The organism is Allorhodopirellula heiligendammensis, assembly GCF_007860105.1.
GTDB classification, from domain to species: Bacteria; Planctomycetota; Planctomycetia; order Pirellulales; family Pirellulaceae; genus Rhodopirellula; species Rhodopirellula heiligendammensis.
In genome coordinates this window covers 415,649-430,670 of record NZ_SJPU01000001.1, presented here as the reverse complement: position 1 = coordinate 430,670, position 15,022 = coordinate 415,649, and the positions used below count along the sequence as shown (strand labels likewise).

Sequence of the window (15,022 nt, the reverse complement as noted above, 5' to 3'; positions counted from 1 at the left end):
CCAAGCGTTAACCGGCGTTGCTATCGTCTCACCGTGTCAGCCGCAAGTCGCTCGCTCGCCTAATGACTGCCAGTGAGGCCCTGGACCGCGCCCGATGACGTTCTGGTGAACGCTGCCTTTTGCTCATCATCGAGCTGCAAGTTCATTCCTCTCAAAAAAATTATCGAGCTAGCTCGAAATGTGCAGCGGTAGTTTGGAAATCGGCTAACTGCTGATCTTGCCAAGCTTGATCGTGTCCGAGTTCCATCGACATTAGCCGGGCAACGTCGGGGGCAATCGACTTGGCGGCCTGAATGTTGAGGAACATCGCTCGGGTGCGCCGTGCTAAGACATCTTCGACCGTCAGAGCCATCTCGCGGCGGACTGCCCAGACAACTTCAGCGGCGCGGATGGGGAGATCCTCGTGGAGTTGCCGGCCCAGTTCTGGCGAGGCAGCGATCAACTGCTCGATGAATGCCTCGTCGGTACCGTAGACGCAGTCGCTCGGCGCGTCAGATGCGCCGTGGAGTGCGAGTTGCACGGTGGACTTACCATTGGTCTTCAGGCCAACCAGTTCGACAGCGCGATCAACGCAGTCTTCGCCCATATGACGGACGGTCGTCCATTTGCCGCCGGTAATCGTGATCAAGCCGGTTTTGGAAACGAGAATGGTATGGTCTCGAGACAGGGATTTTGTATCGCCTTTGGTTCCGCTGCCGCGACTAGGCGGACGCACTAGAGGCCGGATGCCGACGAAGACACTCAGGCAGTCGTCTCGGCTCGGAACACGCGTTAAGTAGTCGCCCGCGGTGCGGAGCAAAAACTCAATTTCATCCCTTTGCGCCGTTGGTTCCAGCGTGGCATGTTCGATCGGGGTGTCGGTGGTTCCCACGACAACGTGGCCATGCCAAGGAATCAAAAATAACACCCGGCCGTCGGACGTCTTGGGAACAATGATCGCCGTGTCGTCGGGCAGGAACTCACGCGGCAATACAATATGCACGCCTTGGCTCGGCGCGATAATGGGCTCGGCGGACGCATCATCGCTGCGGCGGATGGCATCACAGAATGGGCCGGTAGCATTGATCACGCAGCGTGCTTCCACATCCCTCGACAAACCATTTTGCTGGTCCTCAAAAGTCACGCCGCAGACACGCCCCTCGTCGTCGTGGCGTAAACCCGTCACCTTGGCAGCATTGAGAACGCACGCACCATGGTCCACAGCGGTCATTGCCATATGAATGAGCAACCGCGCATCATCAAACTGACCATCGTGATAGACGACACCGCCCCAACGAACTCGCCGAGGCTGAATTGTGCTGGCAATCTGTTTTGCCCGTTCGGACGACGCGCCATAGGCACGTGGGAATTTGCTTTTTCCTGCTAGCAGATCGTAAAGGATAAATCCGGTCCGCATCATGAACCGTTGCCATAACGATTCGCAAGGAACTAAAAAGGGCAGCGGATGAACCAGATGCGGTGCATTGGCCTGCAGTCGCGAACGCTCGTGAAGCGAATCACGCACCAAGGAGATATTGCCTTGCTGAAGGTAGCGAACACCACCATGGATGAGCTTCGTGCTGCGGCTCGATGTGCCTTTGCCAAAGTCGCTCTGTTCGAGCAGGAGTACCGAGAGGCCGCGGACGGCAGCATCCAAGGCCACCCCGACACCGGTGGCGCCGCCGCCGATAACAACAATGTCAAACGGTTCTCGACGGTCATGAACTTCGTTTAGAAATTTTTCACGGTTCATGATTCTTGCCAGCCCATACTTCGCTGGACAGCCTGTTGCCACCGAGCGCGACGTTTTGCCACTTCAGCGCTCGGCATCGATGGTTCAAAAACTCGTTCACTTTGTCGAATGGTTTCGACTTCGTCCAAGTTCTTCCAAAATCCCACCGCGAGCCCCGCTAGGAATGCTGCTCCGAGTGCCGTCGTTTCAATTACCCGGGGACGCTCGACGGGCACCTGCAGAATATCGGCTTGGAACTGCATCAGAAAATCATTGGCACTTGCGCCACCGTCGACGCGTAGTTCTTTAACGGCAATTCCGGTATCGGCGTTCATTGCATCGAGCACATCTGCGACCTGAAAGGCGATGCTTTCGATCGCTGCGCGAGCCAGATGGGCAGAGGTTGTGCCGCGTGAAATACCGACAATCGTGCCTCGTGCATAAGGATCCCAGTGTGGTGCACCAAGACCCGCGAACGCAGGTACAAGGTAGCAATCGCCACTATCCGGCACAGTCGACGCGAGCTCCGCGACCGCGACGGTCGTGTCCGCAATGTGGAGTTCGTCCCGCAGCCACTGCACCACTGCGCCGCCGATGAAAATACTACCCTCAAGAGCAAATTGAGGCCGCTCCTCTCGCGTGCATGCGATTGTTGTCAGCAATTTGCACTTCGATGGAATGGGTTCCCGACCGATATTCATCAGCACGAAACAACCCGTGCCGTAGGTGCACTTTGCCATCGCGTTTTCGGTGCAGTTCTGTCCGAACAAAGCTGCATGTTGATCACCCGCGCAGCCCGCGATCGGAATGGACTGGCCCAGGAAGTCGTCCGTGGACTCAGCAAACTGATAGCTCGAAGGTCGAACTTTGGGGAGTACCGAGCGGGGGATATCAAGCAGGTTCAGTAACGAATCATCCCAATCAAGCGTGAGAAGATTCAACATCATCGTCCGAGCGGCATTGCTGACGTCGGTGACATGAGTTCGTCCACCGCTGAGGTTCCACAGCAACCATGTATCGATCGTGCCGAAGGCTAACTCGCCGCGGTCCGCACGACGACGAGCATCAGGGATATTGTCGAGCAGCCATCGCAATTTCGTGCCGCTAAAGTAGGGATCGATCACGAGTCCTGTCTTTTCCGAGATCATCTCGGCACGGCCGTCGCTGCGCAGTTGATCACAAAAATCGGCTGTGCGTCGATCTTGCCAGACAATCGCGTTGTGCAGCGGTTGGCCTGTCTCACGATCCCACAGCACGACGGTCTCACGCTGGTTCGTGATCCCAATGGCGGCAATCTCGGCGGCTGAGATTTCGTTACTCTGCAAAACTTGACGAGCCACATCACGCTGAGAGTTCCATATTTCGACCGCGTCGTGCTCAACCCAACCCGATTGAGGGTAGTGCTGCGTCAGCTCCTTGGCTTCGGTTCCACAGATTGTCCCCGCTCGGTCGAATAGAATCGCACGAGAGCTCGTCGTGCCCTGGTCAAGTGCCAGAATGTATTTCAAGGGAGAGTCTCCAAGGATGGTTTAGGGTGAGGTGGACGGAAGCATCGGGTGGGGCGTGCGTTATTCGCCCGCAGCCCCTGGGCTCGCGTGAGCTTGTGTCACTGGTGATCGTGTTTTGAAACTCGACGAGCGATGGGGCGCGAAGCGATCCACGACGTTCACTGCTTCCATTGCGGTTCACTGCTTCAATTGCTCGTGATCACAGTTGAGGTCAACAGGGACGGGTGACCCGACTGCGTCGACATCGTGGGTGAAGAGATATTTCCAAACTGCTTCGTGGATCAAGTCGCCGGTCATGGGGTCTTTGACCGCCGAGCGACCAGGTTGGACGCTGCCGTGAGCACGACCAGCATTATCGCCGACGTCGGCATCGGTGATCAGTCGGCGGGTGTTTTCGTACGGGGGAGAAGAGCGGTCGACATTGACGATCGGACCAAACTCGTTCAAACCAAGCATTTCCCAACTGCGACAGTAATGATCTTCTTCCCAGCCTTGATCGAGCACGTGCGAGAATCCGAAGTAGCGATTCGCCGGGGTGGCTGAGGGAAGTGACTGCCATGTTTGGTGTTGGTCCCGCGGACCGCAGAGCGCGACGACACGGGCAACTTTTTGGTGCTTGGCAAACCGGGCTGCGCTGGTACTACCGTGGGAAGCCCCCGCCACAATCACTTTATCCCAATCCAAATCGGTTCCATCGACGTTCAAAAACTGACCCCAGTCACCGGGCGTTTTTTGATCAGCTAGGTGTTTGACCAGCCGAAAAGCCCGCTCGTTCATCGCATCGGGCATCGCGATTGCCACTTCATCGGTGGCATCAATGCCGGTGGTCGCTTCCAGCCGCATGTTACCACGACACTCTGGGCCAACGGGCCGCTCCTGACAGCAGATGGAAAACCACTGCCGCGCGTACTGTACGTCAATGGCGTGCAGGCCATAGCTGGTCAACCGTTCAAACAACGCCGGATTGTGCGCCATCAGCCAAATGACGAGGCGTCCACGATCGGGCACGTTTGGATCGAACCAAGCATGCTCGACGTCGGCTGGCTTTCCCTCCGCGTTCTCAACCACGAATCCAATCTCGGGATAGGATTTGACACGTGGGTCGACTTCGCTAGCACGGACTTGCACTTCAACGCGGGGTGCCTTGGCGTCGGTCCTTTGACTGGGCGATTCGGCGCCTGCCAGGGATGGTGAAAGACAGGTTGCGGCGGCGAACAGCAGGCTCGCTAGAGAACTTTTGGTGCTGGAAATCATGTTCGTTGATTGCTGGCGGGGTGGGGAGAGGTTGTGTCGCAGTCTGCCGATCAATGGTCTTCCCAGAGGGGGACGACACGATTGCGGCTACTCGCGGGTCTACTTTAACCCACCACACCTGGCCCGTGGGCAATCACGACCGGATTCACGTCATCAAGCCACCGCTGCAGTCGCCCGCTGAAGACATTCGGGGGCAGCCCGATGGTCTCGATCTGGGGATTTCCGCTAGCGAGTATCTGTGCGAGCTCAGAGAGACTCACCTGCAAGCACTGCAGTACTTGATCTCGCCGCTGCGTTGAGAGGGCGATGGTGTCGAATGCCATGCGACCGGCCGCATCACTCCGCCGTGTCAGGCGGCTCAGTTCGCCATCCCGAGCGGCGAGTTTTTGACCGGCTAAAAAGACTCGTCGCAGTTGTCCAGACGTGTTGAACTGGAACACCCGATCCGCACCATCAAACAGAGACAAAGCCGTGCCGTCTCGCCATCCCACAATCCACTCCCGCCCCTTATTCGGTTCGGTAATACGACCGCGCTCAGGTAGGTTCACACCCTCGGCAAGGAGGTCCTCGCGGTCGGACAGCTTTCTGGTCGGTAGCACGAGATCATCCCTGCGGTTACTGCCGATTTTTGATTCAGCGAAGAACGATCCGGGCTTTTCAGGTTCACACCCGTGTTCGTCGTTCGCCATCAATCAGCTGCCTTGACCAGCGCCCTGCGGTTTACTCGATTTTTTCTTTGTCGTGGTGCGACCGGTCTTCCGGGAGCGTTTGGGCTGCTTGATTTCATCATGACGCGACGAGCGGGTTACTTTGTATTCCAATCCGTGGACGGTTTGAATGAAGGACGGAATATCGGCGGGAGCGAACATTGGAAAAGTCTCGCTGGGAGGTGGGGAAATTGGCGTAGAACATGAATAGCGTTTCTCATCAACAATGATGTCGACGCTTCTTTTAATCCAACGCAATTCCAATGCCGGTAGTTCGCAAAATTGCCTTTACTACGGTCCGATTATACCGATTATTTTTCTTTAGCGTTCGCGGTAGTCGCTTCGATGGCTCTTAAGGTGGGGATCTGCTTCATAGGTGCCCCGGGTGGTCGGGATCGGCGAGTAAATGGTCAGCGCGCCGTGCCGCATCGGCAAAATCTTGCATGGCGGCTGCAACTCGCGTTAGGGTCGGCGATAAGTTGCTGAGCGATTCTTGCTCGAAGTTGCGTGCTGGCTCATCGCGCCATCCCGCGCGGGTCCGCTGCCACTGCTCCGCAAAATCCAGGAAATCATGGCGGATTCTTGTTTGGCTATCCAGCAGCGGTCCGAGCGGCAGAGGTTTCATCGGCACGTTAGATTCCCTGCGGGTTGAAGGTCCGCAACATCTTGCGGCCCTTGTAAAGGTGAAAAAGGTCCGCTGGGCTGGCTGGCCGTAGGCGTCCTGCGGTGGGAAGGTCCATCGTTTCGAGTCCATCGGTAACGACGACGCAGTCGACGCCGCCGCGGGCGGCAGTGAAGACCGCGGCGGTTTCTTCGAGAAAGAACCCCAGCAGCGCGGGCTTGACGTCATCGTAGTCGTTTCGCTCAAGGTACGTCTGCAGCGGCTCAACCAATCGCCGTTGGGCTTCGTTGAAGTCACTCGCCGGTACGGTAAAGATGTCTTCGTGTTCGGCATGCCAACCGGCATAGATGGCATAGATATCTTCGGGCGGTAGATCGGCGACGTCGGCCGAGAGTGAGAACACGGTCGGGCCCGCCAGGGCGATGTTGCTGTAACTTCGGTCGCCGAAATCATATTGATATCGGACCAAGAACGCGTCGACGGGATCGTGGAAACTCGGCCACAGCAAGCGTCGAGAATCGACAACCTCAACGGACGTCGGCGGCACGCCCATCTGCTGCGGTTGGGACAACCACAGCGCGATCTCAGCTTGGGCGGTCGCCTCGGGCGAACGGAGCGATTCTTCGATCTTGTCGCCAATGCCGAGTTCGTCAGCGTAGGCGATCGCACGTAGGCGTGCCGATGGTTCCTGAGCGAGGGAAATGAGCTGTTCGATGCCAGCAGCGTCCCCGAAACGCGCAAGCGCTCCGGCGGCTTCGCACTGGACCCGACGATGTCGCAGCTGGGCAGCTTTATTGAGCGGGGCAATCGAACTGGGATCGCCGATCAAACCCACCGCGTCGCACAGCGAGACTGCCAACGCGACCGCTTCGCCCAAGATTGCCTGGACCTGTTCGACATCGGTACCAAAGCTGCGCGGGTCTTCTTCGAACTTCGCCAGCCGATCGGCAACTTGGCCGAGCAGTGCATTTAACGCTGTCACCCTGCCGGCCGCTGGATGTTTTGGGTCGTGATCGTCTACCCGCCCGCTGCGAACAAGATGCCCTGCAAGATCGAGAATCGGCGCCGCCAGGGACGGTTCTCCTAAACAATCGAGCAAGGCGGGGAACACACGATCGATAGGCCAGTCGTCGTATTGCATCAGCGGGCTCAATATCTGTCCGGCTGCCATCCACCCGCGAGGCGGTGAATCAGACAATCCCTGCACGAGAGCGGCTAATGATTCGGGTGTCCGCATCATCGCGAGCAATTGCAATAACAAATGGCGATTGGCAACCTCGGGTGACAGCGCGGTCAGGATTTTAGCCAAGCTCTCGACCGGCAAGCCGTGCAGAGCCTGCTCATCACCCGCCGCTTGCGCGTGCAGCACACGGGTGTGTACCAATCGCAATAGCCCGCCGATCACGGCGGGGTCGGCATCGGGCAGGCGTCCGGCGGCATTTACCAGCATCGCTACCAAACCATTGCCGTTAACTTGTTCGTTTTCGGCGAGCTTCTTCAGCGCCAGCCCGGCTTCCACCGGATCTACGTTTTGAGCGAGCATCAATTCGAGGAGTTCGTCAGGTTCGTCTAGCGAATGAGGATCAGGCATCGGTGCAATCGTAGTGAGGTGAGTGAGTCAATGTGGGGTCGATCTTGCCGGACCATCCCAACGCGTTGATGTCGTCGTGGTTTGCCCAGCGGCTATGTGCGGAATCGAATAGAGGTTGGCCACTGACGGGGCTGAGTGGACGCTCAGGATCGGAGTAAAGGTGGACTCCATTGGTGTCAGGCTGCAACCAGATCGCTTCGCATTCATCGCACAGGATCAGTCCGTACGACAACTGAGCTTGATCGTTGAGGTAGGCACGTACGGTACACAGGCCACCCTTGCAGAGCGGGCATTCCCCCACGCAGAATCGAACGTCCTCGCTCTTTTGTTGCGAGGGCTCGTCGGAGTCAGGTTCAAGACGTGTCACGTGGGTAGGATCCTGAAGTGATGAAGTGGCAGGCGTAGCGATGTCGCCAGACGGTGGGCTCCACGCGATGGAGAGCGTGGCTGGTTTGAAATTAAGATTGAGTAGTCGAGTCTCTCCGAGACTCGCAGCCGAGACTCGCATCCGAGACTTTCCGAGGTACACATCCGAGTCTCGGAGAGACTCGGCTACTCATAGGGGGAATGCGGTGATGACGCGGTTGCCCTCCAGTACGAGTTGTACGCGACGGGCCATGGGTTTGTGTCTTTGGTTGCCTTCACGTCCGCCGACATAACCGATCCGGTGGCCAATATCGACGGTATAAATCGTGCGACCATCGTCGCTGTGTTTGGTCGTGCGCTTGCCGATCTTGGCATTCTCGTAGGCTTGGTCAATCGTTTTCAATGCACCCTCCATTCCTCCCTCAAAGACGCCATGTTTCCCTGGCCGGCTGGGCTGGTCTTCGGTGTGCCGGCGGAGATGTTCGAGCCGGTGCCCCTCGGCACTGCCGGGTGTGTACAGTAGTCCAGCCGGGGACATGTACCGTTCTCGCCCCACCTCCCGCAGCAATCCGTATTTGAGTGAGGCGTCTGCAGCGGGTGTCGCCTCGCTCGCTTGGGAACTCGATACCCCATCAGCGAGCGTGCCGCTCTTGGGAGTCGGTTCGACTGGGGCGGACGTTGGGTGGGGGCTTTCTCGCTCTGGAGACGACTCGGGCGAGTTGGTTGCTCGCTCCGACCTCGGTTGGGACTGGGCGATGGCCGGCAAATTCCATCCGGTCGCGTCGTTGATGCTGGGACGCACCAAGCTGTACAACGCGATCAAGATCGCAATCGCGACCCCGGCGACTGTCGATTTCTGCTTGCCGGAGGAGCGGGAGTTTGCCATGAATGGAAGTGTCAATGGAGACGGTCGCGAATGAATCATTTCGCTTACAAAGTAGCACTTTCCGATGCGGCAAGCCAACCCGCAGGGAATCCAACGCAGACCTAGCCAGAAAATCGATCGATGGCCTAGAATACCTCCCCAGCAGACTGTTGATTAGGTCGATTTCGATGCCACGACGTGCCAGTACGAACCCGATGCGCTAGTCATGGGGTGAAATCAACCGCCTCGCTGCCGCGTTTTGAAGTTAGGCCTTTAGCCACAGTAGTGGCGGCAGGCTATGTGCTGCGGTGCCCGACGTCACTCAGAAAGACGCAACGTCAAGCTGGCGCGTCAGGTTAGTAAGAATCAACAGACCGCCGGTGGCCCGTCTTTTTCTCCGAGAGTCAGCAGATCGTTTTGAATCAGAAACCCCGTAGCCCCGAACTCACATCGCCACTCGAGTCGCTACCGCAATTGCGGGCTGCGAACAACCAAATTGATCTTGACCAGATCAAACTTGAGTTTCCTGTCGATCTACCGATATCGGAGCACCGTGAGGACATCGTGTCCCTGCTCGGCGAGCACCAAGTGATCGTGCTGTGCGGCGAAACAGGCAGCGGCAAAAGCACCCAGCTACCGAAAATGTGTTTGGAGGCTGGCTTTGGACGCGAGCGGCTGATCGGCCACACCCAGCCTCGCCGACTGGCGGCACGCTCGATCGCGGCCCGCTTGGCGGAGGAAACCTCGACGGTGCTCGGTAACGAGATCGGCTATCACGTTCGCTTTGGTGACAAGACGAGTGATCGTACCCGGATCAAATTGATGACCGACGGGATCCTGCTGGCCGAAACCGGCTCGGATCCTGATCTGCGCGCCTACGATGTGATCATCATCGATGAGGCTCACGAGCGTTCGTTGAACATCGACTTTCTGTTGGGGTTGCTGCGACGGATCATGGACCGTCGTCCCGAATTGCGGATCGTCATCACCTCGGCCACCATCGATGCAGATCGATTCGCCGAACATTTTGGTTCTGTGGACGTCGAAACCGGCGAGGTGATCCCGGCGCCCATTTTGCGAGTCGAGGGCCGAGGCTATCCGGTTGAGTTGCGATATTTGCCGTGGGACGACGTCGCCGGAAGCCCTACCCGTGGTTATGACTTGGCCGCCCACGTGATCGCGGCAATTGACTCACTGCGACGCGACGGCTCGGGTGACACACTCGTGTTCCTGCCGACCGAGCGTGATATTCGTGATGTTTCGCACCAAGTGGGAGGGCACTTTAAGCGATTAGGGATCGAAAACCGTGTGGAACTGCTCCCTCTCTACGCCCGATTGCCTCAATCGGCTCAGCAAGCGATTTTTCATCCCAGCGGCGGGAAACAACGGATTATCTTCGCCACCAACGTGGCCGAATCCTCATTGACGGTGCCAGGGATTCGGTATGTCATCGATTCAGGGACCGCGCGGATCAGTCGCTATAGCGTCCGCAGCAAAGTCCAACGACTGCCGGTTGAGCCGGTTAGCCGTGCGAGCGCGAATCAACGCAGTGGACGATGCGGTCGCGTCGGGCCGGGGATCGCGGTGCGATTGTACGATGTCGATGATTTTGAGAGCCGCGACGCATTCACCACGCCCGAGATTCGCCGCACGAATCTGGCAAGCGTGGTTCTGCAAAGCAAAGTCTTGGGTTTGGGAAAACTCGAAGAGTTTCCGCTAATCGACCCGCCCCGCATCGAGGCAATTCGCGAGGGATTCCGCACCCTGCGAGAACTCGGTGCCGTCGACGACGATGGCGAACTGACGGAAATTGGCTGGCAGCTCGGACGGATGCCGGTCGATCCGCGCGTGGGCCGAATTTTGATCGGTGCTGCCGAATATGGTGTGCTGCCGGAGGTCCTCCCCATCGCGGCGGCGATGGAAATCCCTGATCCACGCGATCGCCCCCCGGAGAAGCGCGCCGCGGCGGATCAGGCACACGCGCAATTTGCCGACCCTGAAAGTGACTTCCTCAGCCTGCTACGAATGTGGCGGTTCTACGACGAGATGAGCTCCAAGTACGGGCGCGGCAAAATGACCCGCGTGCTCCGTCAGAATTTCTTATCGCCCAATCGTATGCGTGAATGGTCGGACGTCTATCGTCAACTCAAAGAGTTAGCGGCGAGCAATCTCGGTACCCGCTCTATTAGCCGTTTTGGCGCTAGCCACGGTTCTCGGGATCGCAATGTTAAAGCCGGGGCAAGCGCCCCGAAGGCCAGTAAAATCCAGCAGCGTAATAGGAGCCGAATCGCGATCGGACCGATTCGATACAGCGACGCGGTTGCGGAGCAAGCCGATACGATTGCGCCGATTGTCGACGCGGATCGCTACGCATCGATTCATCAAGCATTGCTGACAGGATTGTTATCCGGTGTCGCGATGGCGGGCGAGAAAAACGAGTACACCGGTGCGGGCGGACTGAAACTTTACCTGTGGCCGGGCAGCGGCGTTTTTGAAGCAAAACCAAAATGGATCGTAGCGGCAGAACTCGTCGAAACCACACGGCCCTACGCACGCACGGTAGCCAAGATCCAGCCCGCTTGGATCGAGGCTGTCGGCGACCATGTGCTCAAGTCATCGTTCAGTGACCCGCATTGGAGCCGCAAGGCGAGCGGCGCGTTTTGCTACCAACGGCGTTCTTTATTTGGATTGCCCGTCGTCGTCCGCCGTCGCGTGCCGCTGGCTCCAATCGATGCCATCGAAGCTCGTAATCTGATGATTGGCAATGGATTGATCGGTGGTGAGCTGCCGACAACCGCGAAGTTTGTCCGACACAACCGCCGTTTGCTCGAGTCCATTGAAAAACTCGCTGCGAAAACACGGCGGCGAGATTTGGTTGTTGATGACTATGCGCTGCAAGCATTCTATCACTCGCGCCTGCCGGATTGGGTATGTGATCGTGCGCGGCTCGAGAAGTTTGACCGACAATGCGATCCGCCGCCGTGGGCCGGTCGCATGCGAGACGAAGTCGACCTTGCTGCTTGGTTGGCTGATCCACCGTCCCTCGAGGATGAACGTGATTCTCAGGCGGATTCTGATGCACCGGAGAACGGCGTCGAGACCCCGTACTTACGTCCCGACGATCTGCTTGAAACCTCAGCGGCCCGAATTGAGCAGGAGGACTTTCCCGACGAACTCGTTGCCGGTGCCACGCGACTACCACTCGAATATCACTTTCGGCCAGGAACCGAAGAGGATGGGATTCATCTGACCATCCATCCCGCGGCGCTGCCGCAGGTCAGCGATGGCGCGCTCGAATGGTTGGTTCCGGGGCAACTCGAGGCGAAAGTGACCGCGTTGATTAAATCATTGCCTAAGCGGCTACGCCGGTTGCTCGTCCCGGCCGCCGATGTGGCGCAACGGGTGACTCAAGAGATCCGTGCGCAGCGCGGCGAAACACCGTTCATGCAAGCGCTCTGCGAGTCGTTGACGCGGCATGCCGAAACTCGGATCACTGCCGATGATTTCCAAAACGATAAACTCGAATCCAATTTGCGTTTTCTCATTCGCGTGGTCGACGACGAAGGCAAAACGCTGGCGACCGACCGCAGTGTCGATGCAATTAAGCAATCGCTCGGCGCCGTAACTCATGGAGCTGACGACACACCGGACAACTCCTTCGAAGCCGAGGATTGGTCGCGTGAGCGGATGACGGCGTGGGATATCGATCGATTCCCTGCGGAGGTGATCCGGCGGCGCGGAGGTGTGCAGGTGGCGCAGTATCCTGGATTGATTGCTCATAGTGATTTCGTCTCGACACAGTTGTTTGCTGAACCCTCGGCCGCCGAAACGAGCAGTCGGATGGGACTGACTCGGCTGTTCTCGCTAGCATGCCGGAAGGACTTGCGAGCTCAAATACGCCATCTGCCAGCCATCGCTGATGCGAAACTTAAACTCGGGGCAATTTTACCGGCGAGCGTGCTGGAATCGTCGCTGGCAGACCTATTGGTACGGCTTGCTGTTGTTGAGAAGCGTCCGATGATCCGCACGTCTGACGAATATGCTGCGAGATTGGCCGAAGCCCCGGCGCGGATCGGGGAAGCCACTCAAGATGTCGCCGGCTGGCTGCCGAAATTAACGGCCGCCTACCATGCGATGAGGTACGCCCGCGAGGAAACTTCGCCGGCGAAGTTTCCGGCCGTGCTCGCCGATGTCGATGAACAGCTCGCGTGGCTCTTTAGCGATCGATTTCTGTTGTGGACACCGTGGCAACATCTCCAACATTTTCCGCGCTATTTGCAAGCGATCGCGTATCGGCTCGATAAACTGAAGGCGGGTGCCGAGCAACGTGATGCGGAATCGCGACAGGTCATCGCGATGCTCTGGAGCCGTTGGCTCGCTACCAAACGAGAGGATGATCGCGAGCCGAAAAATCATGCGGACTCTGAGTTTCGGTGGATGATCGAGGAACTCCGGGTTAGCCAGTTTGCCCAGCCGCTCGGTACCGCTGTGAAGGTATCACCTAAACGATGTGAGAAATTACTTGAATGACCGAGCGAAATACCACCTTAGTGATCGGCATCATTGGTCCCCCGTGCAGCGGCAAATCCACGGTCGCGCGCGTGGTCGAATCACGCGGTGGTGTTTGGATCGATGCCGATGCGATTGCGAAAGAGCAGCTCAGTGACGCCGAGGTGATTGCAGACCTTGTGGAGTCCTTCGGCATCGCTATTCTTGCCAGCGACGGTTCAGTGTCCCGGGCCCAGATCGCGGACCTGGTTTTCGGTGATGACGATGAATCGCATCGGCGATTGAAGAAACTGGAGTCCATCATCCATCCACGCACGCACCGGATTATTCAATCACGATTGGACACCGCTACCGCACGCGGGGCACTCTATATCATTCTCGATGTTCCGCTCTTGCTAGAGAGCGGATGGGAGAGCCAGTGTGATCAGATCTGGTGCATGCAGATCGAGCCCGCGAGACACCGGCAGCTACTCGCCGCTCGTGGCTGGAGCGAAACCGAACTTGCTCGTCGCGAGCAGCGGCAGCTGCCCTGGGCAGAAAAACGCCGCCGCAGCACGTGGGTGATCCAGAACGACGGCAGCGTTGATGACCTGCGAGAAAAAGTAGTCCGAATGCTCAATCAATCCCGACCGGCGCCAACGACTCACCGTAGCTGAGTACCATGCCTTTGACGGTCTCTTTTAGAAACCCAGCGGGGCCGGCATCAAAGGCATCGTCGATGATCCGCCGATTGGCATCCCGTGTGAACGGTTCAAGATGCTCTCGCACGTCTCCGGCAAGGTCTTGGTTTATGTCAAGGCACAGGACTTGCGCCCCTTCCGTAAAATCGACGTCCGAAAAATCGATCCAACGTCGCTGTGGGGCGACCTGCGTGGCAAAATTGATTCGCAGCGAGGTGGGCTCGTAAACCAAGCTCCACTGCGTGTGATCCTGGGCGACGCGGTGGAGGGCAGCGAAGGCGTATTGGACAAGATCAACATTCGGACTTTGATTGCCCGCGTTGGCGGCGAAGCTTGAGGCGAGCATGAAGCGTTGCTCGCTAGAGTTGCCAGCATGGTTATCCGTGATAGCTCGGGTGGAGTCCGGCCATGTCGAGTTGGCAAGGGCACAGACGACGTTATTACCACGATGAACATGGGGCTTGCCATCGAGGTACTCGATCACGGCAATGTCGCCACTGGTGTCGGTGACGAAGTAATGCACTTTTTCAAGCTTAGTCAAAAACGGCGTCGGATTGATCTCGTCGAGGCTGGCGATCACATCGGCAACCGTGGCCGACATGTCGAGTTGATACTGTACCCACTGCACGACATTGACCGACGGTTTTTCCGGATCGACGGCGGGGAAAACGGCCGCGCGCAACTGCAATAGGTCAACAGTGAGTCCCTGCTCGTTCATTCCCGCGAAGGACAGTTCTCGCCCAAATTGAGCGAACGACACATTGCCATACTGGGATACCCATTGCTTTGGATTCACTGGCGTGATCGCAGTTTTTTTGATGCCTCGCGGATTGACGATCAGTAAACCGCCTCCTGTCCCCCAATCGTGATTGCGCGCCACGATGACTTGCGTGCCCCGCTGCAACTGCATCACGGTGCAGGCAACAATCGGCTTTAAAACGAAGCCAACAAGAACCACGCTGACCAGCGCCGACATCATAGTTCGCTTGTTTATCATCATTTCCCGCTCATCCTGTGAATGCTTGGTACCTGTCAACCCTACCAAACCAATGCTCGAGCATACCGGTTCTGCGAGGTCGCTTCCAGCTCTTTCTTTCAGTGAGAGATACCGGGTTTTTACGACGACGAGTATTGAAACCGCAGCAGTTTGTTGGATGGTGCCGAAACTCTTAGCGAGTTTCGGCACGGAGATATGAAGTAGAATGATTG

The 15,022-nt window shown here is 57.6% G+C and carries 12 protein-coding genes; 2 read left to right on the top strand and 10 right to left on the bottom strand.

The window, feature by feature from the left end; genetic code table 11:
* Positions 1-160 precede the first annotated feature (160 nt).
* From Poly21_RS01605 to Poly21_RS01570, 9 genes are all read right to left on the bottom strand, one after another.
* Positions 161-1,732, bottom strand: coding sequence for a glycerol-3-phosphate dehydrogenase/oxidase (locus Poly21_RS01605; RefSeq protein ID WP_146405299.1), 1,572 nt, complete (start codon positions 1,730-1,732; stop codon positions 161-163).
* Positions 1,729-3,219, bottom strand: coding sequence for a glycerol kinase GlpK (glpK, locus tag Poly21_RS01600; protein ID WP_146405298.1), 1,491 nt, complete (start codon positions 3,217-3,219; stop codon positions 1,729-1,731). Before glpK ends, Poly21_RS01605 begins: the two co-directional genes overlap by 4 nt.
* A gap of 177 nt (positions 3,220-3,396) precedes the next feature.
* Positions 3,397-4,473, bottom strand: coding sequence for a BPSS1187 family protein (locus Poly21_RS01595; RefSeq protein ID WP_302117191.1), 1,077 nt, complete (start codon positions 4,471-4,473; stop codon positions 3,397-3,399).
* Between the two features lie 104 nt (positions 4,474-4,577).
* A complete protein-coding gene (locus Poly21_RS01590; RefSeq protein ID WP_302117190.1) occupies positions 4,578-5,162 on the bottom strand; it encodes a hypothetical protein in 585 nt (194 codons plus the stop codon).
* A 3-nt stretch (positions 5,163-5,165) separates the two neighbouring features.
* Complete coding sequence (locus Poly21_RS26905) at positions 5,166-5,342, bottom strand: hypothetical protein (RefSeq protein WP_302117188.1); 177 nt, start codon at positions 5,340-5,342, stop codon at positions 5,166-5,168.
* A gap of 208 nt (positions 5,343-5,550) precedes the next feature.
* Positions 5,551-5,805 carry a hypothetical protein gene (locus Poly21_RS01585; RefSeq protein WP_146406760.1) on the bottom strand — a complete coding sequence of 85 codons (255 nt, stop codon included), beginning with the start codon at positions 5,803-5,805 and terminating at the stop codon, positions 5,551-5,553.
* A gap of 7 nt (positions 5,806-5,812) precedes the next feature.
* The gene (locus tag Poly21_RS01580) at positions 5,813-7,393 is read right to left on the bottom strand and encodes a HEAT repeat domain-containing protein (RefSeq protein ID WP_146405296.1); all 1,581 of its coding nucleotides are present in this window, start codon (positions 7,391-7,393) and stop codon (positions 5,813-5,815) included.
* Complete coding sequence (locus Poly21_RS01575; protein ID WP_146406759.1) at positions 7,386-7,760, bottom strand: hypothetical protein; 375 nt, start codon at positions 7,758-7,760, stop codon at positions 7,386-7,388. Before Poly21_RS01575 ends, Poly21_RS01580 begins: the two co-directional genes overlap by 8 nt.
* Positions 7,761-7,949: 189 nt before the next feature.
* A complete protein-coding gene (locus Poly21_RS01570) occupies positions 7,950-8,645 on the bottom strand; it encodes a hypothetical protein (RefSeq protein ID WP_146405294.1) in 696 nt (231 codons plus the stop codon).
* 396 nt (positions 8,646-9,041) lie between these two features.
* Here Poly21_RS01570 and hrpA point away from each other — a divergent pair, with 396 nt between their 5' ends.
* Both hrpA and coaE read left to right on the top strand, forming a co-directional pair.
* Positions 9,042-13,154 (top strand): ATP-dependent RNA helicase HrpA, encoded by a 4,113-nt coding sequence (hrpA, locus tag Poly21_RS01565; protein ID WP_436967465.1) that lies wholly within the window; start codon positions 9,042-9,044, stop codon positions 13,152-13,154.
* Positions 13,151-13,789, top strand: coding sequence for a dephospho-CoA kinase (gene coaE, locus Poly21_RS01560; protein WP_146405291.1), 639 nt, complete (start codon positions 13,151-13,153; stop codon positions 13,787-13,789). The genes hrpA and coaE overlap by 4 nt, the downstream gene beginning before the upstream one ends.
* On the opposite strand, the gene Poly21_RS01555 is transcribed toward coaE, so the two are convergent.
* Positions 13,749-14,999 (bottom strand): linear amide C-N hydrolase, encoded by a 1,251-nt coding sequence (locus Poly21_RS01555; RefSeq protein WP_302117187.1) that lies wholly within the window; start codon positions 14,997-14,999, stop codon positions 13,749-13,751. The two genes, coaE and Poly21_RS01555, sit on opposite strands and share 41 nt — an antisense overlap.
* Positions 15,000-15,022 lie beyond the last annotated feature (23 nt).